We start from the raw sequence: 20,618 nt of genomic DNA, 5'->3' as shown, positions 1-20,618 counted from the left end.
TGAAGGAGGACGTATATATGAAAGTTTTAATTACAGGTTTTGATCCATTTGGTGGGGAAAAAATGAATCCTGCTTATGAAGCAGTTAAATTACTCCCTGATACAATCGAAGGGGCCGAAGTACTTAAACTCGAAGTTCCAACCGTCTTCAAAAAATCGGTTGAAGTATTAGATGAAGCGATGGCTAAACATCAACCTGACATTGTCATCTGTGTTGGTCAAGCAGGGAACCGTTTTGGTGTTACACCGGAACGCGTGGCAATCAATCAAGATGATGCTCGTATTAAAGATAACGAAGGCAACCAACCTATTGATGAAACAATCTTTGAAGATGGTAAAGCAGCATACTTCGCAACATTGCCAATCAAAGCAATGGTTGAAAATATGAAGCAAGCTTCAATTCCCGCAAGTGTTTCCAATACAGCAGGTACCTTTGTATGTAACCACTTAATGTATGGTTTACTTTATCTTGTTGATAAGAAATATCCAAACGTTCGAGGCGGGTTCATTCATGTGCCATTTGCTACAGAACAAGTTATGGATAAACCTACTTCACCAAGTTTGACTTTAGATCAAATCGCAAAAGGTTTAGAAGTATGTATCGCTACAGCAGTTACAGTTAAAGAGGATCATAAGATTCAAGGTGGCGCAATTAGCTAATGAATAATCAAATGTTTGTTTACGGATCTTTGATGGAAGGTTTCTTTAATTTTGATAAATATGTCGATGGACATGTTGTTTCGATTGAAAAAGCTTTCGTCTTAGGGACTTTATACGATATGCCTTATAAAGGTTATCCTGCGCTTCTACAAGAAGGCGATACCAAAGTTTGGGGCGAAATCATTACAGTAAAAGACCTGAGTCTTATTATTGACGATATTGATGCCATGGAGGGCTTTAACGGCCGCGATGATGATGAATACAAACGTATTCCATCAACCATCACTAAAGAAAATGGTGATACTGTTGAACTCGGTGTTTATTTCTATAATTTAAAAGATCAAGATCCACATTTTAATGAAGCAATTCATCTTCCTGAGGGAAGTTGGAGAGCTTTTAAAACTTCAAAAAAATAAAAGAGCATGCCTTAGGCATGCTTTTTTATATGATTTTAATTTTATATAATGAATCCTCTTTGTTCTGTGTAATCGGAACGAGCTCAAATTCATAGTGATAATCCCGATTCACTTCAAGAAATTGGGGTTCATGTTTTGAAAGCCAACCAACCACATTCATCGCAACGATTAAATCAACACCCCCATCTTGACGTCTTCGTGCACCGACATTCAAAGGTACTTTATCCGATTTAACCATCAAACCACAGTGGTTCTTATTAGTTAGTGAAGCCCAAAACGTATTCGTATGGTTTTCAAACGTCTTAGGGGAAGATGTCGCCATAATCGATTCTTTGTAAACACCTAAGGGCAAATCATCATTTAGATTTTGATAATTACTATACGGACCTCGCCCAAAGTATAAAAACTCCTCCACTTCAGGTAACATGGGGATTTCAAAACCAATCATGGACAAGCCTGTTGTTTTAGATGGAATAAACGATTGTCTAACCCAAATACGTCCATCCGCAAAGACTTTGTAGATTGTGTGGGCCACAGAACCGTTTCCAAGGGCGCTGCGAACCGTAACCCGAACTCTTGAATCGTTAACTACCACAATGGAAAAATGAAGTGTCGTCGTGTTAACGGCTTGCTGATGCCACCCTTCAGTAAATTGATACCAAAGATGATCATCCTCATAATTCATCGGCCCGCGATTACATAATAATCCCATTGGATGTGATAACAATCCTCTTCCCTCAAACACATAGGATTCAATAAGGCCAGATTGTTTATTAAATCGCAATGAAAACGATTCTCCGGCAATATCACAAAAGCTCTCATCCTCTATAACATCCAGATGGCCATAAGACTCATCCATCAAGACCTCCTGCTTCACCAAATGATGCAATCGTTGTTGATGGCACAACACAGGCTCCTGGGTATAGGGATCTTCGATATAAAAATTCAAATGATACATTGCATCCAATTCATAAAAACTGGGAATGTTCAATGATATTTCTTGCATTTCCCCCACATCCGTGTAAATCTTAAATTCATTCTCAGAGCCTCGAATCATAAGTCCATCCTTAAGGACACACGACCGAAACACCACATTTTTAGTATTAAGATGTTTAAAATTATTTCGTACATGGATGGTCTGTTGCTTGGGATTAAAATGCGAAAAGATGAGTACATCTTGGCGCGGTGAAAAAAGTCCCGATAGTTTGCGTTGACACCACTCATGTAATTCATCAAACTGAGTCTGTAACTGACACCCACTTTGATTGCGTAACCTGAAATCTTGCGACCGATCAAGATCAGTGCTCCTGCTTTTGTGAGACAAATAAAATTGCCTGCATACCTTTGAATCATAACCAAAATATCCGCTTAGGAAATGACTCTCAAATTTCGGAACACTTATTCTTTTTTTCTTAGAGCTACACGGAAGTTCATCTTCCTGACTCATTAATTCAAATTGATCGCATTTCATGACTTCGCCTCCTAAAAATATTCATTCGTATGAATGCGCTTTCTAAAAAGATACCACCGCATGATGATGATGTCAAATAAAATTTACCTCTTTCGAAATTTCCATAGGATTCATATAAGCATATCGCTTTACTATTATACCCCCAACGGTATAATAGTATTATAATAATTTGAGGTGGAACAATGATGTTTAATGAAGCATTACAAAAACTAAAAGCTCCGCGAACGTTAATTCAATGGACGCTATTTACAATTTTCTTTTTTGGAATCTATACGTTGATTGATTCGTTCAATCTGAGCTATCGTGATATGGTGCTTGAATTCGGTATCTATCTCGTTATTATCAACGTATGCTTGAATCTTTTAATGGCCCTACTCAGTGGGCTGCTAATGGTTCTGAATACGATAATGGTGGATCTCAAGGGGATCGAGAGTAAGGGTGCAAATCTCAGCTTTGTATCAATTATCTTCGGAATCCTCACTTATGGATGTACACCTTGTGTTATTGCTTTCTTCGCAAATATAGGAATCGCATTCTCTGTAATCGCACTTCCTCTTGCCGGCCTACCGTATAAACTACTTTCTTTAGTACTAATCCTTCTTGGCTTAGGTTGGACACGTTATGAAATCAATAATACAACATGTAAAATTAAAGCACCTACTGCATAAGGTGCTTTTAATTTGCATAAAAAAAGAACAGTTGCCTGTTCTAACGTGATTTAACGATTAAATTAATGGCTTCCTGAACTGCTTCGTGATCGCGTCCAGATTCATCAACACAATCCAATAAATTATCTACTGCAATCAATTTAATAATTCGATCAACACTTGATCGCACAGCAGTCAGTTGAACTAAAACATCCTGACAACTCTCGCCTTCTTCAAGCATACGTGTTACGCCACGAATTTGCCCTTCAGCGCGTTTTAAACGATTGACTAATTGTTTCTCACATGTCATCGAGACATCGCTCCCTTATAAATCGACATACCACCCATTACATTCACAACGTTATACCCTTGCGCGGAAAGAAACCCTGCAGCCTCATCCGATCGATGTCCAGTTAAACAGATAATGTAATAAACTGCATCTTTAGGGAGTATTGAATAATTCGCTTCAAGCTGTCCTAACGGAATATTAACAGCCCCATCAATATGGCCGCTTTCAAATTCCCATGCATCACGTACATCAATGATATTTAACTTCGTTTTTTTATTCAGTTGTGATTCTAATTCGGGTGTCATAATTGTTTTAAACATAGTATTACCCTTCCTAAAAAAAATATAATGTGGTTTCCACCACATTATATCACACCATGATACTTAAATTTTGCTATCTAAGTACTTTTCAAGCGCTTGTTTTGGTTGGAATCCACTAATCTTTTCAACTGGTTCCCCATCTTTGAAAAGAATCATTGTTGGAATACTCATTACATTGAAATCTGTCGCTGTTTTGCGGTTTTCATCAATGTCCAATTTAGCAACTTTAATTTTACCTTCATATTTTTCAGCTAACTCATCAATAACGGGTGCGAGCATCTTACATGGTCCACACCATTCTGCGAAGAAATCTACAAATACGAGTCCTTCTGCTGTTTGTTCTTTAAAATCTTTGTCTGTGATATGTAATGTCATCTTGTTTACACTCCTTTTTGGTTTCTTTACCTTATGACTCTATTATACCCCCTCCGGTATAATAGTAAAGCAATGTGCTTAATAAAAAGCCAATCTAAAATTAGATTGGCTTTTTATTATTCGTTGCGATCTTCAAGTTCATTAAAACGCTGTAAGTCTTTTTCTTCAACAAGAACGAAGAATAAGTCTCCTTCACGAACTTTATATTCTGGACTCACAAGAATTTGAAATTCTTGATTGTTGTCACACTTCATACCAAGAATATTGAATCCATAGTCTTGACGAAGATTTAAGTCGTTAATGCTTTTTCCATACCATGATGAGAGCGCATGTATTTCTACAATATTGTAACGATCATCAATTTTTAAGGCATCGATTACACTGTGTTTTGCAATTTCATTAGCGAGGCGTTTACCCATTTCCACTTCAGGTAAAACAACACGGTCAGCCCCTACTTTTTTAAGTACTTCGTAGTAGTCCATATTTTTAGTTTTCACGATAACATGCTTACAGCCCAGTTTTTTGAGGTTTAATACACCAAGTATCGTTGATTCTAAGCGTTCACCAGAAGCAATAATTGCGATATCAGCATTCGCAACATCCGCTGCTTCAAGTTGTTCAAGTTTGGTGAAATCAGCTTGTACTGCATGTTCAACTAAATTCGCTACTTCTTCAACACGTTCCATTTTTGAATCCATCGCGATAACATCAACCTTGTGACGCGCTAACGTTTTCGCAATAGATGCTCCAAATAATCCAAGCCCTAGGATAGCAACAGTTTTATTTGTCATTATTTCGCTCCTTTATCCAATTAATACATTACCTTCAGGGTAACGAATTAATGGTTCTTTCTTTTCTGCACGGCCACCAAACGAGAGGAAGAATGTTAATAATCCAATACGTCCGGCAAACATTAATACGATTAATACAATTTTACCAATCACCGTTAAGTTTGGGGTCAATCCCATTGTAAGACCTACAGTACCAAAACACGAAAATACTTCAACAAGTACATATTCGATTCCATAGCGTTCCGGAATTGTTTCTGTAATCAACAATATGAGTGAAGCAAGTAAAACCATAATAATCCCAGCAAATACAATTAAGAGCGCCTTCTCTACTTTTTCGTGAGAGATGGAGCGATTCTTAAAATGTGTTTGTTCATCCCTTAACTTGGAGCGAACAAAGAGAATAATTGTCGCGACCGTTGTAACTTTTACACCACCACCCGTTGATCCGGATGAGGCACCAATAAACATTAAGAGAATTGTAACAAAAATACCCATTGACGAAACCGTAGCGTAGTTAACATTCGCATATCCTGCCGTACGCGGCGTAATCGCCATAAACAAATAATTAATGAGTTGCAAGTGGAACGGTAAATCCGCAAAAGTTCCATTGCGACTTTCACTTAACCAAAATAGGATGAAACTTATTCCTAATATTGAAAGTGTTGTAATCAGTGTAATCTTGGTATGCATAAGTAATTTACGATTTCGACGGTATGATAACACATCACGCCATACGATAAACCCTAAGCCACCCACGACTATTAATCCACCAATTGTTAGAATTACGAGAGGATTTTGAGTAAAGCCTTCTAAACTGTTCCCAAAGAGGTCAAATCCTGCATTACAGAATGCAGATATGCTATGAAAGAACGAAAAATAAAGACCCTTCCATAATCCGAATCTCGGAATAAAATCAATCGCTAAAAGTCCTGCTCCAATTGCTTGAATTGTCAATGAGAACCGAATGATATATCGAATCAGAAACTGAGCATCTGATAGACTATCGGTATTAATTGCCTCACGTACAATTAAACGCTGGCGCAAGTTTAAACGCTTTCCTAAAAAGACAAAAAACATCACAATAATTGACATGAACCCCAGTCCACCGATTTCAATTAGCGTAATGATTACCGTTTTTCCAAAATAGTTCCAATGTTCTGCCGTATTTAATGTAACTTGACCTGTCACACATACCGCCGAAGTCGCTGTAAATAATGCATCAAGAAAATTCGTAGCATGACCACTTTGACTTGATATTGGTAAAGACAACAAGGTCGCACCAACAAAAATCGTTAGTGCGAATCCAAGTGCTATATATTGAGGAATTGTAAGTTTTTTAAATTTACGTTTCATTTTTTCAACCTCAACCTCGACAATGAACGCATCAGAGCTAATTGAGCCCGTTTTAAATCAAGCCCATCTTCATACTCTTTTTTTTCATTCAATCGCTGTTCAGCACGAATACGTGCTTGTTCAGCGCGATGGAAGTCAATCTCTGCTTCACTTTCAATTGTAGCAACTAAAAGGGTTCCTTGATTGTTTTCAAACGTAAACAATCCTTCTGAAACAGCATAATTTTCACGACCATCTTTAGATTTAGTATACATTGTTCCAATTGCTATTGGCAATACAATTGCCATATGCTCTTGAAGCACCGTGCGTTGTCCGTCAGAAGTCGGAAGTGTGATGGATTCCACATCAACACTTCGATACTTCCCTTCCGGTGTAACTATATTTAAATTAAACATTTTCTTGGGTTACGCCTGCCTTGCGGTAAACGTCATCGATTGTAGAAGCGAACAAGAATGCTTGTTCTGGTAAGTGATCCACTTCGCCTTCTAAAATCGCTTTAAAACTACGGATTGTGTCAGCAATTGGCACATACGAACCCGGAATACCCGAGAACGTTTCCGCTACGAAGAATGGTTGGGATAAGAAGTTACGGATCTTACGCGCACGGTTAACCGTTAACTTATCATCTTCACTCAATTCATCCATACCAAGGATTGCGATAATATCTTGTAAATCTTTATAACGTTGTAGAATTTTTTGAACTTCTGTCGCAACATAAACATGTTCTTCCCCAACAACATCCTCAGATAAGAGATTACTACTTGATTCGAGTGGGTCAACAGCAGGATAAATTCCAAGTGCTGCAATATTTCGATCCAATACAGTTTTCGCATCTAAGTGCGTAAATGTAATGGCAGCAGCAGGGTCAGTTAAGTCATCCGCTGGAACATAAATTGCTTGAATTGATGTAATAGAACCTGACTTAGTTGATGTAATACGTTCTTGTAACTGTCCCATTTCTGTTGCTAAAGTAGGTTGATATCCAACAGCTGAAGGCATACGGCCTAACAACGCTGAAACTTCTGAACCGGCTTGAGTAAAACGGAAAATATTATCAATAAAGAGTAAAACATCTTGCTTATTTTGATCACGGAAATTTTCAGCCATCGTCAGTGCCGATAATGCAACACGCATACGCGCACCAGGTGACTCATTCATTTGTCCGTACACAAGTACGGTGTTTTCAAGAACTTTTGCATCTTTCATTTCATGGTACAAGTCATTTCCTTCACGTGTACGCTCTCCAACACCTGCAACAACTGAAAGTCCGCTGTGTTCAATCGCGATATTGTGAATTAACTCTTGCATTAGAACTGTTTTACCTACCCCGGCACCTCCGAAGAGTCCAATTTTTCCACCTTGTGGGTATGGGCAGAGTAAGTCGATAACTTTGATACCTGTTTCTAATACAGTATTTGTTGTTTGTTGATCTTTAAAAGGTGGTGCTTCACGATGGATTTCATGCATTTCCACACCATCTGTATTAAATTCTTGTTCATCGATTGGTTCTCCCAATACGTTAAACATTCGGCCTAATATTTCTTTTCCGACCGGAACCTTGATTGCATATCCTGTGTCCTCAACCTCGAGTCCACGTGATAGTCCATCTGTAGGGCCCATTGAAATACAACGTGCCAAGTCATTACCAATATGTTGTGACACTTCAAGTGTTACATCCATTGATTCATGTTGAACTTTTAAAGCGTTGTATAGTTTTGGCATGTGCTCTTTTTCAAAGCGTACATCCACTACTGGTCCTACAATTTGTACGATACGTCCTTTCATCTAAGAAACCTCCATTCCAGAAACAATTTCTGATATTTCTTGTGTGATTGCTTCTTGACGCACACGATTATATTTGCGGCCAAGATCATCAATCATGTCTTGAGCACTATCGGTTGCTTTTTCCATAGCAATACGACGTGTTGTATGCTCACTAACCTTTGATGTGAGATAAGTATATTTAACTAAACTCATAAGCGACTGCTTAATCATCATCTCAGATGCTTCTTCGAAGCTCGGTTCATAGATAACATCATCGCGACGATCACTTGCTTTTGTATTCAATATATGAAGATTAAAATCAAGGGTCATCGCACTTTCATACTCAGGTATAATGGCAACGATTTGATGAGTCGCTACATAAGGCTCAATCATTTTAATAATGTCGAGGAGTTCAATCCGTTCACTTGATGTTTCTGCATTAATGATCTTAACATCACGTGTTTCTAAAAACTCGTATGCTTGCGTTCCTAAGCTGATTACAAGATCATCCTGTTTATAAACTTCCAAGAGACGGCGAGCAAGCCCTTGGGTATATGCAGAGCACAATCCCAAGTCTGGCATCACGACGAGATAGATGCGAGGCATGTCACCGATGGTCGCTTCATCAAAATGTATAAATTGATCGGATACTTGCGTCACAGCCTCGTAATAATCTTTGAACTCACTCATTTGGTCACGATACCGTTGGAGTTTACTCAACGAAACAAGCTTCATGGCCTTTGTGATTTTTTGAGTTGAAGAGATGGATTTAATGCGTTTTTTTATACCCGAAGTATTAGGCATGATGTGCCGCCTTAAAGTCGCTTATCTCTTCATCAATAACTGTTTTTAAATCTTGAATTAACGCATCATCAAGCACATAGTCTTTTTTAATTCGTTCTAATACATCCGTATGGGTTTGTAGAAAACGATTGTGAAGGTGCTTTTCAAATGGTAAGACTTCTTTTACTTCTAATTGATCAAGATACCCGTATTTGTTTAAGAACATACTAATAATCATCAACTCATGAGGTGTCTTGGTTAAGGCCCCTTGTTTTAAGAGTTCTGTTAAGCGACGACCATGATCAATTGTTTTTTGTGTTGCTTCATCAATATCGGAACTAAATTGAGCAAAACTCAATAATTCGTGATACGTTGCAAGTTCTAATTTTAGCGATGATGCCACATGTTTCATTGCCTTTGTTTGCGCTGCTGAACCAACACGGGATACTGACATACCACTATCAACCGCAGGTCGAACACCACTGTTAAATGAATCTAAGTTTAAGAATAATTGACCGTCTGTAATTGAAATAACATTGGTCGGAATATATGCTGAGATATCTCCAGCTTGTGTTTCAATGATTGGTAACGCAGTCATCGATCCACCACCATAATTTTCATTCAGTTTTGCAGAGCGCTCAAGTAAGCGTGAATGAAGATAGAAAACATCTCCAGGATACGCTTCACGTCCTGCTGGTCTTCTTAAAAGAAGTGAAATGGTACGGTAAGCAACAGCATGTTTTGATAAGTCATCATAAACGATTAGAACATCTTCACCATTGTCCATCCAGTGTTCTCCAATCGCACACCCTGTATAAGGTGCAAGATATTGAAGCGGTGCCAATTCGCTCGCGGTACTGGATACAACCACAGTATAATCCAATGCATCGTGTTCTTTAAGTTTCTCAACGACCATCGCAACAGTCGAAGCTTTTTGACCAATTGCAACGTAGATACATTTTACATCTTGACCCTTTTGATTCAAAATCGCATTTAAAGCAATGCTTGTTTTACCCGTTTGGCGGTCTCCGATAATTAACTCACGTTGACCTTTACCAATAGGAATCATTGAATCAACAACTTTAATCCCTGTATGAAGTGGTTCATGAACGGACTTACGTGTCATAACACCCGGTGCTACACGTTCAATTGGACGTACATCAACCGTTTCGATTGGTCCTTGACCATCAATCGGTTGACCTAAAGCATTTACGACACGTCCTAAGAGCGCATCTCCGACTCCAACTTCAATAATATGGTTTGTACGGTAAACGACATCCCCTTCTTTAACGAGTTTATCATTTCCTAAAAGTACAACCCCTACTTGGTTTTCTTCTAAGTTTAAAGCTAAGCCATAAACTTCATCATTGAAACGAAGCATCTCACCAGATAGAACTTGATCTAAACCACGTACAAAGGCGATACCATCACCGACTTTGAATACCTTACCAACATCAACATTGGCATCATCAAATTCGATTGTACTTATTTTTTCCTTTAACATCTGTAGGATGTTTTCAGTTTGGTTACTCATTTTCTAATCCTCCCTGGTTTAAGATTCGATCTAACTTACTTTTAATACTTGTGTCATAAATATCATGGTTGACACGAACCACAAGACCGTTGATTAGTGAAGCGTCTACGTTATAGACGATTTCAAACAAACCCGCATATCTTGCTTTTAAATTTGACATGAGCTGATCTTTTTCGTTCTCACTTAAAACATCAGGACTTGTTACTTCTACCACATTCAGATGCTTTCCTTCTTCAAGGTAATCGCGATATTCGCGTACAATCCGGTGAAAATCACTCATCAGATTTGCATCTTGAATAATACTTAAAAACTTTACAACTTCCTGTGGGAAAGTTTTTCCCAATTCATTCCATACAGGTTCCAATGTTTCTTGATCTAAGAATGTTGCAACCATAATGCGATAAAATTCTTGATCCGCTAGAAACTCTTGAAAAGTTTTTAACGCCTCATAGAACTCAAGGGGTTTTCTTGCTTCAACCCCAACTTGATAAAGTGCCTCTGCGTAGACTTTAGTGCTTATAATCATAAGCATTCATTTCCTTTGCAAGATCATCCATCATCGTCGCATTATCCAGTGCAGCATCTTGCAGCACTTTTCGGTTTACATCCACTGCAACTTCCAACATGTATTGTTGAACTTCTGTATAGAGTTTTTTCTTTTCTAATTCATATTCTTTTTGCAATGCTACTTCACGACGGTCAATTTCCACCTGAGCAGACGCAATAATTTCTTTCCGTTTTGCTTCGGCATCAGCCATCATGTCACCTTCAATTTTTTTCAGGCGCTCCATTGCAACAACATACTCATGATGTTGTTCTTCTTTTAGTTTACTTGATTCTAACTTAAGTGCTTCTGCTTCTTTTACTTCGCTCTCAATTAATTCCGAACGTTTTTCTAAGTATTTTTGAACAGGTTCGTGTAAATATTTTTTGTACATCAAATATATTACGAATGTAGCACCAAGTTGAGCCGCCATAGTCAAAAGATTAGGCATTAACTTTTGTGCAATATCGATAGTCATAGAACCCTCCTAATAGATTAATTAAAATACAAAGATTAACAAGAATGAAATTAACATACCGTAGATAGCAGCTGTTTCAGCAATACCAGCACCAAGAATTAACATCGCACGGATTTTACTTTCTGCTTCTGGGTTTTTACCTACTGCTTCAACAGCCTTAGCTGCAGCATAACCTTGTCCAATTGTTGAGAAAATACCTGTCATAACCGCCATTGCAGCAGCAATCGCTACTAAACCTTTACCAACACTAATTGTATCCATTTTAAATCCTCCTTATTCTGAATACTCGACAGCAATTAAAATTGATGTCAATGAAATAAATATAAATGCCTGCAAAAATGCAGAAAACAAATCAAAATATAAATGTAATACTGGAGCTACAATAACTCCCATAAAGTTGAATCCACCAATTACTGGAACAAAACTACTTACCCATCCTGTGAAGGTATAAAGTAATGTCATAATGACCGTTCCCGATAATACGTTCCCAAATAAACGTAATGACAAACTGATTAATGGTGCTACTGTACCAAAAAAGTTTGGAATAACAAATGGGAAGAATGGTTCAAAGAATCCTTTGATATATCCCTTAACGCCATTCGCGTCAATCTTTGCAATTTGGATGAGTACAAACGTAATAATAGCAAGAACAAGTGTAACACTGTAGTTACTTGTTGGTGCCTGTAAGCCTGTTAATCCCATCATATTTGCGAGTAGAATGTATATAAATACACTCCCAATGTACGCCGCCATGCGCTTTCCATGTTTTTCACCCATGTTCTGCACAGTAAACGTCGTTATGGTTTGAACATAAAGTACTGCTTTAAGCGCCAATCCTTTTGGGCGTTCTTCAAGCGTAAGTCCTTTAAGCTTTGTACCAATAACATAAAACAAGGCGGAGATAGCAACTGTTAAGATCAAGACTGAATAGAGTTCACTCTGTACCATGCTTATTCTCCTTTGTAAATAACCCGGTCATAAATAATATGAGTCGATCAATCAAATACGATGCCGCCAATGCATACGGGTTAATTGCATTAGGAAACATAAAGGCGAGTAATAATGGTAACCATAGAATTAAAAATACAAACACGATGTACCGTACATACTTCCCAACCGTAAACTGATCTTCATCGAGAATAATCGCATAAAATTTTTCTCTGAAAAATCCTAGCGTTAAAAGACATGCCCAGCCAATGAGCCAACCAAGAGTCATTCGCCAATCAAAGAACATCAGTACCATTGCCACAATCGCAATCATACCAAATTTCACTTTCCTTGCCATAAGCACCTCCATAATCTCAAAAAAACCCCGTTTCGTGCGCATCAACTTTCTGTAAAAAAAGTTAGACATTCATAACGGGTTATCGACTCCTTCATTCAACACTGTGAATACGGGTAAATCGTAACACATCAGACTTCTTTTTTCAATGAATTCAGCATGTCCAACCACGCAATATTTATGAATCGATTCGTTCCAATTTGCCCCTATATAAATAGGATAGGAAAACGACTCTTTTTCGTTGGAAAATTAACCCAATCTTAACAAATAATCGTTGTATTTTAATTGCTTTTTTAGTTTGAAAATTTTATACTGGCCAAAAACATAAAAAAAGAACCGCAATTCTTGACCCAACAAGACTACGGTTCTCTAGTATTATATTTTTATTTTACGTTGCTTGAATGGGAACCATTGATAGTTGAACGCGTTGTTTCGCAGCATCCACATCCATAACCCAAACTTTAACAACATCTCCAACAGCAACCACATCGGTAGGATGCTTAACGAATTGGTCACTCAATTTTGAGATATGGACTAAACCATCTTGCTTCACACCAATGTCAACAAAGGCTCCAAAGTCCACAACATTACGGACCGTCCCATTTAATTCCATTCCAGCTCTCAAATCTTCCATCGTCAATACATCTGATCGAAGCAGCGGACCGCTCATCTCATCACGCATATCGCGACCTGGAGCAATCAATGCTTTTAGAATATCTTTAAGTGTTTCTTTACCGAGTTCATATCGCTCTGCGAGATCATTGAGCGATAATGACTCCAAATGTTTGCGGCTTGCTTCGGTACCAAGTTCCTTTAAACTAATGCCTTCATCTTTTAAAATTTGTTTTGTAACAACATATGTTTCTGGGTGAATCCCCGTATTATCCAAAATGTTTTTCCCTTTAGGGATGCGCAAGAAACCGATGGCTTGTTCAAATGACTTCGGTCCCAAACGCGGTACTTTTTTAATTTTCGTACGTGAATCAAACGATCCATTTTCTTCACGATATGTCACAATGTTTTGAGCCGTCGTCTTAGTTAGTCCCGCAATATGTTCTAACAATTGCGGACTAGCGGTGTTCACATCCACACCGACTTGGTTTACTGCCGTCTCAACAACAAAATCCAATTGATTCGTTAAGTTCTTTTGACTCACATCATGTTGATATTGTCCAACCCCTACTGATTTAGGATCAATTTTCACAAGTTCTGCTAAGGGGTCTTGGATTCGACGAGCAATACTTACAGCAGATCGCTGTTCAACTTGTAAATCCGGAAATTCTTTACGCGCAATATCACTTGCTGAATATACCGACGCTCCCGCTTCATTTACGATTAAATAAAATGCTTCAGTATTTGTTTTCTTAAGATTTTCTGAAACAAATACTTCCGATTCCCGACTTGCAGTACCATTTCCAATGGCTACCATATCCACTTGATATTGTTCCATCAGCATTTTAAATTTTTGTGCTGCTTCCGCTTGTTTATGAGCAGGTGCAGGTTTGTGTGGATAAATCACATCAATAGCCAGTACCTTTCCCGTTTCATCTACAATCGCCAATTTACATCCGGTACGATACGCAGGGTCAAATCCCATAACCGTACACCCTTTAAGCGGTGCTTGCAATAAAAGATTGCGAAGGTTTTCACCGAAAATCGCAATTGCTTGTTTCTCAGCATCTTCAGTCAGCATATTGCGAACTTCTCGTTCAATTGCTGGTTTAATAAAACGTTTGTAGCTGTCTTCATAAGCAGTTCGAACGGACGCAACTGCTGGTGAATCTGTTTTATTTCCAATGATTTGGTGATCTAAATGACGCATGACTTTCGGTTCATCGACAACAATATCAACTTTGATGACGCCTTCTTTTTCAGCGCGATTCACCGCTAATACGCGATGCGAAGCCGCTTTATTGACAGGTTGCGAAAAGTCATAGTACATTTCGTAAACATGACGTTCATCTTTAGATTCATCTTTTAAAACCGTCGTTAACACCCCAGTTTTAACGGTGAAATCACGAATCCACTCACGGAATAACGGTTCATCACCGACACGCTCCGCAATAATTTCATGAACCCCTTGATAAACATCATCCAACGTATTTAATTCCAGTTCATCATTTAAATAAGGCGTACCTTGCTCATCAAAATCAAACTCCTGAGGACAACTGAACACGATATCTGCAAGTGGCTCTAAACCTTTTTCTTTCGCAATCGTTGCCTTTGTTCTACGTTTTTGTTTATAGGGTCTATATAAGTCTTCAACTTTTTGAAGTACCGTAGCTTTGGTAATCTTCGCTTCAAGTTCTTCAGTGAGCTTACCTTGCTCATCAATAAGACGTAAGACTTCTTCTTTACGTGTTTCTAATGATTCAAGATAATGGTGACGCTCTTCAATTTCACGAATTTGGACTTCATCTAAAGTTCCTGTAACTTCTTTACGATAACGTGCAATAAACGGCACCGTATTCCCATCTGACAGCAGTTTTAGCACTGCATCGATTTGATGGGGACTGTATTGTTTCAGTTCCTTTTTGAGTAAATCAACTATATTTTTTTCCATTTAATTTCCTCACTTCTATACTTATTCTAACATACCTGCAAACGAATAAAAAAGCGTGGTTCACGCTTTTGAAAAATCGGCTAATAAGCCTTCATATACAACTTCAAATTGATCAACCTTACTAAAATCATAGGGATGAACAAGATAATTGGGCGTTTCCCAAAATACCAGATTTGATTGTTCCATAACTTCAGCGACAAACTCAGAACAATAATAGCCATTTTCACGAGCGATGCGGCGTTTAAACGCGGCACCAATCAACCCAACGAAGTTATAGTGGTACAAATCCATGTTTTCAATAAACACCCTCACATTTGCTTCTAACAGTGCGTAGGTGTCCGCTTCAACCTGAAGCTTTAATACAAGACAACGTGTATTTTTAAAACGTTTAAACGTCCCCTCGTAAAAACTTTCTTCAACAAACCCACCCCAGAAAGGGTTGTGAGGTTGTTTACGGCCAAAGCTGTACAACTTATGAAGCGAAGCATCAAACGAGATTGAAACATGATTATAGGGAGCACCTGTAACCATTTTAATAATTCGTGTCAGCAAGCTCCCTGTATCACTTAAAACAATATAAACTTCTCTTTGTTCCACGACTCACCTCAAATAATATCGAGCATATTATAGCATACCCTTTAACGCAGTCCAGTAACCTTACCCCCAATGTAATCCATATCCATTGCATTAGGATGCTTCGGCAACCCCGGCATGGTTAGAATATTTCCAAGAAGGACAACGACAAACCCCGCACCCGCAGCAAGACGAACATCACGAACATGGACCGAGAAATTTCTTGGCGCATTGAGTTTTTTCGGATCGTCACTAAAGGATGTTTGCGTCTTAGCAATGCAAACTGGGAGCCCTTGGGGATACTTCTCCTCAATGTGTTCGAGTTTTTTAAGCGCTTCGTCATCATAACTTACAGCATCGGCTCGATATATTTCCTCTGCAATCGTTTCAATTTCATGCTTGAGATTTGATTCAAGTGGATATAACGGTTTAAAGTTTGATGGTGATTCGCACATCTTGATAACCTGTTGCGCCAAAGCTTCGCCGCCTTTACCACCTTCCGCAAACACATTGGTTAAAACGACTTCACACCCTAACGTTTTACCCAATTCTTTCAATACCAAAATCTCTGCAGGAGTATCGGTCACAAATTGATTGATTGCAATAATGACATTATCAGAAAATTTCTTTAAATTTTCAAAATGCTGCACTAGATTTTGTGAACCCTTTTGCAGCGCTGGAATGTTCTCAGCATCTATATCCGTTAAAGGTACACCCCCGTTGTATTTGAGAGCGCGAATTGTTGCAACCAAGACTGTAGCAGCTGGTGTAAGACCTGCAGTGCGACATTTGATATCATAAAACTTTTCCGCTCCTAAATCAGCGCCAAACCCTGCTTCTGTGACAACATAGTCGCTTAAATTGAGAGCCATTCGTGTCGCAATCACTGAATTGCAACCATGAGCGATGTTTGCAAACGGTCCCCCATGAATCAATGCTGGGGTATGTTCTGTTGTTTGAACTAAATTGGGCTTCATCGCATCTTTTAAAAGCAAAGCCATCGCTCCCACCGCTTCAAAATCTGCGGCAGTTAACGCGACTCCATCGAGATTATATGCAACCACAATTCGACTTAACCGAATTTTTAAATCATCCACACTTTCCGCCAAGCATAAAATAGCCATAATTTCTGAAGCAACGGTGATATCAAAAGACGTTGGATGTGCAACACGTTTGCCGTGAATTTCCAAATCACGCAAGGATCGATCGTTCATATCCATCACACGTTGCCAAACAATGCGTTTCTGATCCACTTGCAAGGCGTTTCCATGGTAAATATGGTTATCAATCATCGCCGCCAACAAATTATGTGCTGAAGTAATGGCGTGGAAATCACCTGTAAAATGTAAATTAATGTCATCCATGGGTACAACTTGCGCATACCCGCCTCCAGTTGCACCGCCTTTCATGCCAAAACAAGGGCCTAAAGAGGGTTCTCGTAAAGCACTAATAGCAGAAACCCCAAGACGATTTAATGCCATCGATAGACCAATGTTCACAGTAGTTTTCCCCTCACCTGCTGGTGTAGGGTTTATCGCCGTCACCAGAATTAACTTCCCTTTTTGCGGTTGTTTAAGCAAAGACATCGAAAGTTTAGCCTTGTGATGACCATAAGGTTCAAGCATTGATTCAGGAATATCAAGTTCATGGGCAATTTTTTGAATCGGACGCAATGCAATCGCCTCCGATATTTCTACATCTGTTTTCATAACATTCCTCCTAAAATATAAGAAAGCATAGGGTTCCTATGCTTTCGTTAATCGCGATTTATAGGGTTCAAGATACTCTAGAACCTTTTTGATAACAACAATCTTAATTGGAAGCATCAACAAAGACTTTGTCACCCTTACCGGCACCATGGCCATATAACTTTTACCAAGTATAATGCTGAGCCAATAAGTATTTAAAAGCAGATTGACAGCAATTGTGTTAAATAGAGCAATGCCCACAATAAGCGACAGGCGACAATCTGAGTCTTTTAACAAGCCATACATAGCTCCAATTAAAAAAGCAGAGAGTGTAAATCCCGGAAAATACGCTCCCCCTTGCGGGAAAAGCACAGCCCCCAAAACATCAGCCAACAACGCTGCAACACCGCCAAATACCCAGCCGTAGAGGTATCCCGCAACAGCCATCGGTACAAAGGTAAAACTAATTTTAACAATCGGTGTGGGGATGGACAAAAATCGTGAAACGACCAGTTCTAGTACCACAAACATTGCTAAGTGTGTAATTTTGCGTGTATTCATAAAAATCCCTCTTTTCTTTGTCAAGCATAAAGAAAAGGTCTCGCAACGGACGCAATAACACATCGCGCTTTCGCTTCGTCATACAGCAACTTCCCATCTGTATGCACTTAACGCGTGTTATTTACTTTGCTTGATAAATTAAGAATACCAAGACTGCCCTAATAAATCAACATATGTTAATATATATTACAAAGAGGTGCAAGAATGAAAAAAACAAATGCAATGCGCATTCTCGATCAAAAAAAAATTGAGTATCAAATGCGCGAATATGAGACTGATGGCGATCACCTTGATGGTGTCACCGTCGCACAGCAAATTAATGAACCCATCGAACACGTTTATAAAACCATTGTGCTCCAAAATGGCAACAGTTACTTTGTTGCTTTAATTCCCGTAGCCGACCACATTGACTTAAAAGCGTGTGCGAAAGGATTTGGTGTAAAAAAATTAGAACTGCTTCATGTTAAAGAACTTTTTAACCTCACCGGATACGTCCGTGGTGGATGTTCACCAATCGGCATGAAAAAACAATTTCCAACCTTGATCGATGAATCATGCCTTCAATTAGACACCATCATCTTCTCCGGTGGTCGCATCGGAACTCAGATTGAAATGAAGCCCCAAGACCTCCTCAAACTCATCAATGCAAAAACGGCTCCAATAACCGCAAAAACAGTGTACTAGGTACACTGTTTTTTTAATGCGTTTGTTCTTGACCTACATAAACAGTACGTGTGGGAAATGGTAATGAAATATCATGAGCCGCCAATGCATAAATAATAACACGTCTTAAATCACGCTCTACGCCCCAATTTTTACCAACATACGTTTTACATGTAATGCGGATATTCAACGAACTGTCTTCGTAATTTGTCACCCCGTGCACCACCGGTTTTTGCATAATTTCTCCCGGTTTTTGATATTGATTAACCGTTTCATTTAAGATATCAAGAATGGTATCAAGATCTTTTTCATATGGAACAGGTACATTAACAACAGCATACATATATTCTTTCGACATGTTCGTTACCATTTTAATCTCACCATTCGGAATAATATAGACCTTACCATCTGTTCCATTACGCAACCGTGTGGTTCGAAGTGTGATATCTTCAACAGTTCCAGTCACATCCGATAGAGAAACAACATCACCTACATTAAATTGATTTTCGGACAAGATAAAAAAGCCATTGATCACATCTTTCACTAATTGTTGTGCTCCAAAACCAACTGCCACACTCCCAATGCTAGTAACTGCAAGGATGGGCTTTGTGTCTAATCCAATGGTTTCTAAAATAATGATAAAAGCAATGAAATATATGATATAAACTAAGGTTCTTGAAATAATCGGATAAATCGTCCGTTGTTGTTTTCCCAAGGGTACTTTATTTTCAATGTTGATAAGACTTCTTCGAATAATTCTCACGATAACCGTCATCACAAAAAGCGTTATTACTATACTTACCAATCTCAATACGATTGGATTTTCAAAAAATGCTAAGATTTTTTCCATAATCGTCAACTCCTTATAAATAGTTTAACAAGGTTTTACACCCAATACAATTACCTAAAAAAGAAACACCCTCGTGTTTCCTAATCCTCTTCATGTTCCTTCAAATCCATCGACGGATCATCCGAATTGTCTTCTTTCACTTCGACATGCTTACGTTCAATCCGATCATGAATAAATTTTTCTTCGCGTTCATCGATTTTATCATTTGTTTTTTCAAGAAAAGAAATTAAGCGATGCTTACCTTGAACGGGCAAGGTGTCATCACGAACAACATAATTAATACAATAACCAAAGAAAATCACCCAGGCAATAATCCAACCTGAAATCAGAAGAATCATCATCGAAGCCAAGGGCCCATAAATTGTTTGGTAATTGGAATATTGATTAATATAGACAAAGAAGAGACGGCCGAGCAAGATTAGTACAATCGCAGTCGTTACCGAGCCCCAGATAACATCGCGAAAACGCGTGTATTTAAACGATAAAAGTCGGTAGAAAAATACAAAGAAAAATGTAATGACAATTGGCGTCGTAAATTTATTGATGAATGGCACATAGCCAATTAAAATTCCAAATGCCATGATGCCTAAAACAATCATAATAAAGTATATACATGCTAAGATGCGTAAAAAGAAATGATTGATGTTCACACCATCTTGTTCACTACTTAAGAGCAAGAATGAATAAATACTCTTCGATGCAACCCAAATCGACACTCCTAAAAGGGATATAATCAGCCATAAGTTCGACAAATCTGAAGTTTGTATGTAATCCACAAACGGCAAAATGAGATCAGCCGGCACATAGCGTTGTAACAATTGAATAATTTGTGACACATCATACACATACGTCCCCACAAATACGACCGAAATAATGATAAACGGTGCAATTCCAACAATAATTGAATAAGCTAAAGCGTACGTAAAAAGCGTCCCTTCATTTGAGGACATCATTTCCATAACCGTTTTGATTTTTTTTATGAAATTTTTCATGCACCACTTCTCCTTATATCAA

Annotated in this window: 24 protein-coding genes, 1 pseudogene and 1 riboswitch; of the genes and pseudogenes, 4 read left to right on the top strand and 21 right to left on the bottom strand. The window is 38.5% G+C overall.

The window, feature by feature from the left end:
- The first annotated feature begins 17 nt into the window (after positions 1 to 17).
- Positions 18 to 659: a pyroglutamyl-peptidase I gene (pcp, locus tag B096_RS0107470; RefSeq protein WP_018580123.1), complete on the top strand. Its 642-nt coding sequence runs from the start codon at positions 18 to 20 to the stop codon at positions 657 to 659.
- Positions 659 to 1,075, top strand: a complete 417-nt coding sequence (locus tag B096_RS0107465; protein ID WP_018580122.1) for a gamma-glutamylcyclotransferase family protein — start codon at positions 659 to 661, stop codon at positions 1,073 to 1,075. Before pcp ends, B096_RS0107465 begins: the two co-directional genes overlap by 1 nt.
- Positions 1,076 to 1,100: 25 nt before the next feature.
- Here the strand turns inward: B096_RS0107465 and B096_RS0107460 are convergent, their stop codons facing one another.
- Positions 1,101 to 2,546, bottom strand: a complete 1,446-nt coding sequence (locus tag B096_RS0107460) for a beta-galactosidase small subunit-related protein (RefSeq protein WP_018580121.1) — start codon at positions 2,544 to 2,546, stop codon at positions 1,101 to 1,103.
- A 182-nt stretch (positions 2,547 to 2,728) separates the two neighbouring features.
- Here B096_RS0107460 and B096_RS0107455 point away from each other — a divergent pair, with 182 nt between their 5' ends.
- A complete protein-coding gene (locus tag B096_RS0107455; RefSeq protein ID WP_244264585.1) occupies positions 2,729 to 3,214 on the top strand; it encodes a hypothetical protein in 486 nt (161 codons plus the stop codon).
- Positions 3,215 to 3,254: 40 nt separating this feature from the next.
- Here the strand turns inward: B096_RS0107455 and B096_RS0107450 are convergent, their stop codons facing one another.
- From B096_RS0107450 to B096_RS0107365, 18 genes and pseudogenes are all read right to left on the bottom strand, one after another.
- The gene (locus tag B096_RS0107450) at positions 3,255 to 3,503 is read right to left on the bottom strand and encodes a metal-sensitive transcriptional regulator (RefSeq protein ID WP_018580119.1); all 249 of its coding nucleotides are present in this window, start codon (positions 3,501 to 3,503) and stop codon (positions 3,255 to 3,257) included.
- Positions 3,500 to 3,802, bottom strand: coding sequence for a rhodanese-like domain-containing protein (locus B096_RS0107445; protein ID WP_018580118.1), 303 nt, complete (start codon positions 3,800 to 3,802; stop codon positions 3,500 to 3,502). Before B096_RS0107445 ends, B096_RS0107450 begins: the two co-directional genes overlap by 4 nt.
- A 63-nt stretch (positions 3,803 to 3,865) precedes the next feature.
- Positions 3,866 to 4,180: pseudogene (trxA, locus tag B096_RS0107440) on the bottom strand (thioredoxin); the annotation flags it as partial.
- A 113-nt stretch (positions 4,181 to 4,293) separates the two neighbouring features.
- Positions 4,294 to 4,968: a potassium channel family protein gene (locus tag B096_RS0107435; protein ID WP_018580116.1), complete on the bottom strand. Its 675-nt coding sequence runs from the start codon at positions 4,966 to 4,968 to the stop codon at positions 4,294 to 4,296.
- Positions 4,969 to 4,980: 12 nt separating this feature from the next.
- On the bottom strand, positions 4,981 to 6,321 hold the full coding sequence (locus tag B096_RS0107430) for a TrkH family potassium uptake protein (RefSeq protein ID WP_018580115.1): 1,341 nt from the start codon (positions 6,319 to 6,321) through the stop codon (positions 4,981 to 4,983).
- Complete coding sequence (atpC, locus tag B096_RS0107425; RefSeq protein ID WP_018580114.1) at positions 6,318 to 6,716, bottom strand: ATP synthase F1 subunit epsilon; 399 nt, start codon at positions 6,714 to 6,716, stop codon at positions 6,318 to 6,320. The genes B096_RS0107430 and atpC overlap by 4 nt, the downstream gene beginning before the upstream one ends.
- Complete coding sequence (atpD, locus tag B096_RS0107420) at positions 6,709 to 8,106, bottom strand: F0F1 ATP synthase subunit beta (RefSeq protein WP_018580113.1); 1,398 nt, start codon at positions 8,104 to 8,106, stop codon at positions 6,709 to 6,711. The genes atpC and atpD overlap by 8 nt, the downstream gene beginning before the upstream one ends.
- Positions 8,107 to 8,889, bottom strand: a complete 783-nt coding sequence (locus tag B096_RS0107415) for a F0F1 ATP synthase subunit gamma (RefSeq protein WP_018580112.1) — start codon at positions 8,887 to 8,889, stop codon at positions 8,107 to 8,109.
- On the bottom strand, positions 8,882 to 10,402 hold the full coding sequence (gene atpA, locus B096_RS0107410; RefSeq protein WP_018580111.1) for a F0F1 ATP synthase subunit alpha: 1,521 nt from the start codon (positions 10,400 to 10,402) through the stop codon (positions 8,882 to 8,884). The genes B096_RS0107415 and atpA overlap by 8 nt, the downstream gene beginning before the upstream one ends.
- A complete protein-coding gene (gene atpH, locus B096_RS0107405) occupies positions 10,395 to 10,928 on the bottom strand; it encodes an ATP synthase F1 subunit delta (RefSeq protein WP_018580110.1) in 534 nt (177 codons plus the stop codon). Before atpH ends, atpA begins: the two co-directional genes overlap by 8 nt.
- Positions 10,912 to 11,424, bottom strand: a complete 513-nt coding sequence (locus tag B096_RS0107400; RefSeq protein WP_018580109.1) for a F0F1 ATP synthase subunit B family protein — start codon at positions 11,422 to 11,424, stop codon at positions 10,912 to 10,914. The genes atpH and B096_RS0107400 overlap by 17 nt, the downstream gene beginning before the upstream one ends.
- 21 nt (positions 11,425 to 11,445) lie before the next feature.
- A complete protein-coding gene (gene atpE / locus B096_RS0107395; protein WP_018580108.1) occupies positions 11,446 to 11,685 on the bottom strand; it encodes an ATP synthase F0 subunit C in 240 nt (79 codons plus the stop codon).
- Positions 11,686 to 11,697: 12 nt separating this feature from the next.
- Positions 11,698 to 12,372 (bottom strand): F0F1 ATP synthase subunit A, encoded by a 675-nt coding sequence (locus B096_RS0107390; protein ID WP_018580107.1) that lies wholly within the window; start codon positions 12,370 to 12,372, stop codon positions 11,698 to 11,700.
- Entirely contained in the window at positions 12,359 to 12,709 is a 351-nt protein-coding gene (locus tag B096_RS0107385) for a hypothetical protein (RefSeq protein ID WP_018580106.1), read from the bottom strand. Before B096_RS0107385 ends, B096_RS0107390 begins: the two co-directional genes overlap by 14 nt.
- Before the next feature lie 385 nt (positions 12,710 to 13,094).
- On the bottom strand, positions 13,095 to 15,269 hold the full coding sequence (locus B096_RS0107380) for a Tex family protein (RefSeq protein ID WP_018580105.1): 2,175 nt from the start codon (positions 15,267 to 15,269) through the stop codon (positions 13,095 to 13,097).
- Positions 15,270 to 15,329: 60 nt separating this feature from the next.
- Complete coding sequence (locus tag B096_RS0107375) at positions 15,330 to 15,866, bottom strand: hypothetical protein (protein WP_018580104.1); 537 nt, start codon at positions 15,864 to 15,866, stop codon at positions 15,330 to 15,332.
- Positions 15,867 to 15,907: 41 nt separating this feature from the next.
- The gene (locus B096_RS0107370) at positions 15,908 to 17,551 is read right to left on the bottom strand and encodes a formate--tetrahydrofolate ligase (RefSeq protein WP_018580103.1); all 1,644 of its coding nucleotides are present in this window, start codon (positions 17,549 to 17,551) and stop codon (positions 15,908 to 15,910) included.
- Positions 17,552 to 17,587: 36 nt separating this feature from the next.
- Positions 17,588 to 18,091, bottom strand: coding sequence for a folate family ECF transporter S component (locus B096_RS0107365; protein ID WP_018580102.1), 504 nt, complete (start codon positions 18,089 to 18,091; stop codon positions 17,588 to 17,590).
- A gap of 41 nt (positions 18,092 to 18,132) precedes the next feature.
- A riboswitch (THF riboswitch) is annotated at positions 18,133 to 18,222 on the bottom strand.
- Positions 18,223 to 18,295: 73 nt separating this feature from the next.
- Here B096_RS0107365 and ybaK point away from each other — a divergent pair.
- Complete coding sequence (gene ybaK / locus B096_RS0107360) at positions 18,296 to 18,775, top strand: Cys-tRNA(Pro) deacylase (RefSeq protein ID WP_018580101.1); 480 nt, start codon at positions 18,296 to 18,298, stop codon at positions 18,773 to 18,775.
- A gap of 13 nt (positions 18,776 to 18,788) precedes the next feature.
- Here the strand turns inward: ybaK and B096_RS0107355 are convergent, their stop codons facing one another.
- Both B096_RS0107355 and B096_RS0107350 read right to left on the bottom strand, forming a co-directional pair.
- On the bottom strand, positions 18,789 to 19,604 hold the full coding sequence (locus B096_RS0107355) for a mechanosensitive ion channel family protein (protein ID WP_018580100.1): 816 nt from the start codon (positions 19,602 to 19,604) through the stop codon (positions 18,789 to 18,791).
- 80 nt (positions 19,605 to 19,684) lie between these two features.
- Positions 19,685 to 20,596 (bottom strand): YihY/virulence factor BrkB family protein, encoded by a 912-nt coding sequence (locus tag B096_RS0107350; RefSeq protein ID WP_018580099.1) that lies wholly within the window; start codon positions 20,594 to 20,596, stop codon positions 19,685 to 19,687.
- Between the last annotated feature and the right edge of the window lie 22 nt (positions 20,597 to 20,618).

The sequence above is a fragment of the Erysipelothrix tonsillarum DSM 14972 genome (genome assembly GCF_000373785.1).
GTDB lineage: Bacteria > Bacillota_I > Bacilli_A > Erysipelotrichales > Erysipelotrichaceae > Erysipelothrix > Erysipelothrix tonsillarum.
This window is presented reverse-complemented; position numbering and strand designations above follow the sequence as displayed.

Excerpts from the sequence above, each read along its gene's own strand:
- B096_RS0107370 (WP_018580103.1), bottom strand. The coding sequence starts at position 17,551 with ATGAAAACAGATGTAGAAATATCGGAGGCGATTGCATTGCGTCCGATT.
- B096_RS0107455 (WP_244264585.1), top strand. The coding sequence starts at position 2,729 with ATGATGTTTAATGAAGCATTACAAAAACTAAAAGCTCCGCGAACGTTA.
- B096_RS0107400 (WP_018580109.1), bottom strand. The coding sequence starts at position 11,424 with ATGACTATCGATATTGCACAAAAGTTAATGCCTAATCTTTTGACTATG.
- B096_RS0107415 (WP_018580112.1), bottom strand. The coding sequence starts at position 8,889 with ATGCCTAATACTTCGGGTATAAAAAAACGCATTAAATCCATCTCTTCA.
- atpD (WP_018580113.1), bottom strand. The coding sequence starts at position 8,106 with ATGAAAGGACGTATCGTACAAATTGTAGGACCAGTAGTGGATGTACGC.
- B096_RS0107435 (WP_018580116.1), bottom strand. The coding sequence starts at position 4,968 with ATGACAAATAAAACTGTTGCTATCCTAGGGCTTGGATTATTTGGAGCA.
- B096_RS0107350 (WP_018580099.1), bottom strand. The coding sequence starts at position 20,596 with ATGAAAAATTTCATAAAAAAAATCAAAACGGTTATGGAAATGATGTCC.
- ybaK (WP_018580101.1), top strand. The coding sequence starts at position 18,296 with ATGAAAAAAACAAATGCAATGCGCATTCTCGATCAAAAAAAAATTGAG.
- B096_RS0107430 (WP_018580115.1), bottom strand. The coding sequence starts at position 6,321 with ATGAAACGTAAATTTAAAAAACTTACAATTCCTCAATATATAGCACTT.
- B096_RS0107365 (WP_018580102.1), bottom strand. The coding sequence starts at position 18,091 with ATGAATACACGCAAAATTACACACTTAGCAATGTTTGTGGTACTAGAA.
- B096_RS0107390 (WP_018580107.1), bottom strand. The coding sequence starts at position 12,372 with ATGGTACAGAGTGAACTCTATTCAGTCTTGATCTTAACAGTTGCTATC.
- B096_RS0107355 (WP_018580100.1), bottom strand. The coding sequence starts at position 19,604 with ATGGAAAAAATCTTAGCATTTTTTGAAAATCCAATCGTATTGAGATTG.
- B096_RS0107385 (WP_018580106.1), bottom strand. The coding sequence starts at position 12,709 with ATGGCAAGGAAAGTGAAATTTGGTATGATTGCGATTGTGGCAATGGTA.
- atpC (WP_018580114.1), bottom strand. The coding sequence starts at position 6,716 with ATGTTTAATTTAAATATAGTTACACCGGAAGGGAAGTATCGAAGTGTT.
- B096_RS0107450 (WP_018580119.1), bottom strand. The coding sequence starts at position 3,503 with ATGACATGTGAGAAACAATTAGTCAATCGTTTAAAACGCGCTGAAGGG.
- atpA (WP_018580111.1), bottom strand. The coding sequence starts at position 10,402 with ATGAGTAACCAAACTGAAAACATCCTACAGATGTTAAAGGAAAAAATA.
- B096_RS0107465 (WP_018580122.1), top strand. The coding sequence starts at position 659 with ATGAATAATCAAATGTTTGTTTACGGATCTTTGATGGAAGGTTTCTTT.
- B096_RS0107445 (WP_018580118.1), bottom strand. The coding sequence starts at position 3,802 with ATGTTTAAAACAATTATGACACCCGAATTAGAATCACAACTGAATAAA.
- atpE (WP_018580108.1), bottom strand. The coding sequence starts at position 11,685 with ATGGATACAATTAGTGTTGGTAAAGGTTTAGTAGCGATTGCTGCTGCA.
- B096_RS0107380 (WP_018580105.1), bottom strand. The coding sequence starts at position 15,269 with ATGGAAAAAAATATAGTTGATTTACTCAAAAAGGAACTGAAACAATAC.
- B096_RS0107460 (WP_018580121.1), bottom strand. The coding sequence starts at position 2,546 with ATGAAATGCGATCAATTTGAATTAATGAGTCAGGAAGATGAACTTCCG.
- atpH (WP_018580110.1), bottom strand. The coding sequence starts at position 10,928 with ATGATTATAAGCACTAAAGTCTACGCAGAGGCACTTTATCAAGTTGGG.
- pcp (WP_018580123.1), top strand. The coding sequence starts at position 18 with ATGAAAGTTTTAATTACAGGTTTTGATCCATTTGGTGGGGAAAAAATG.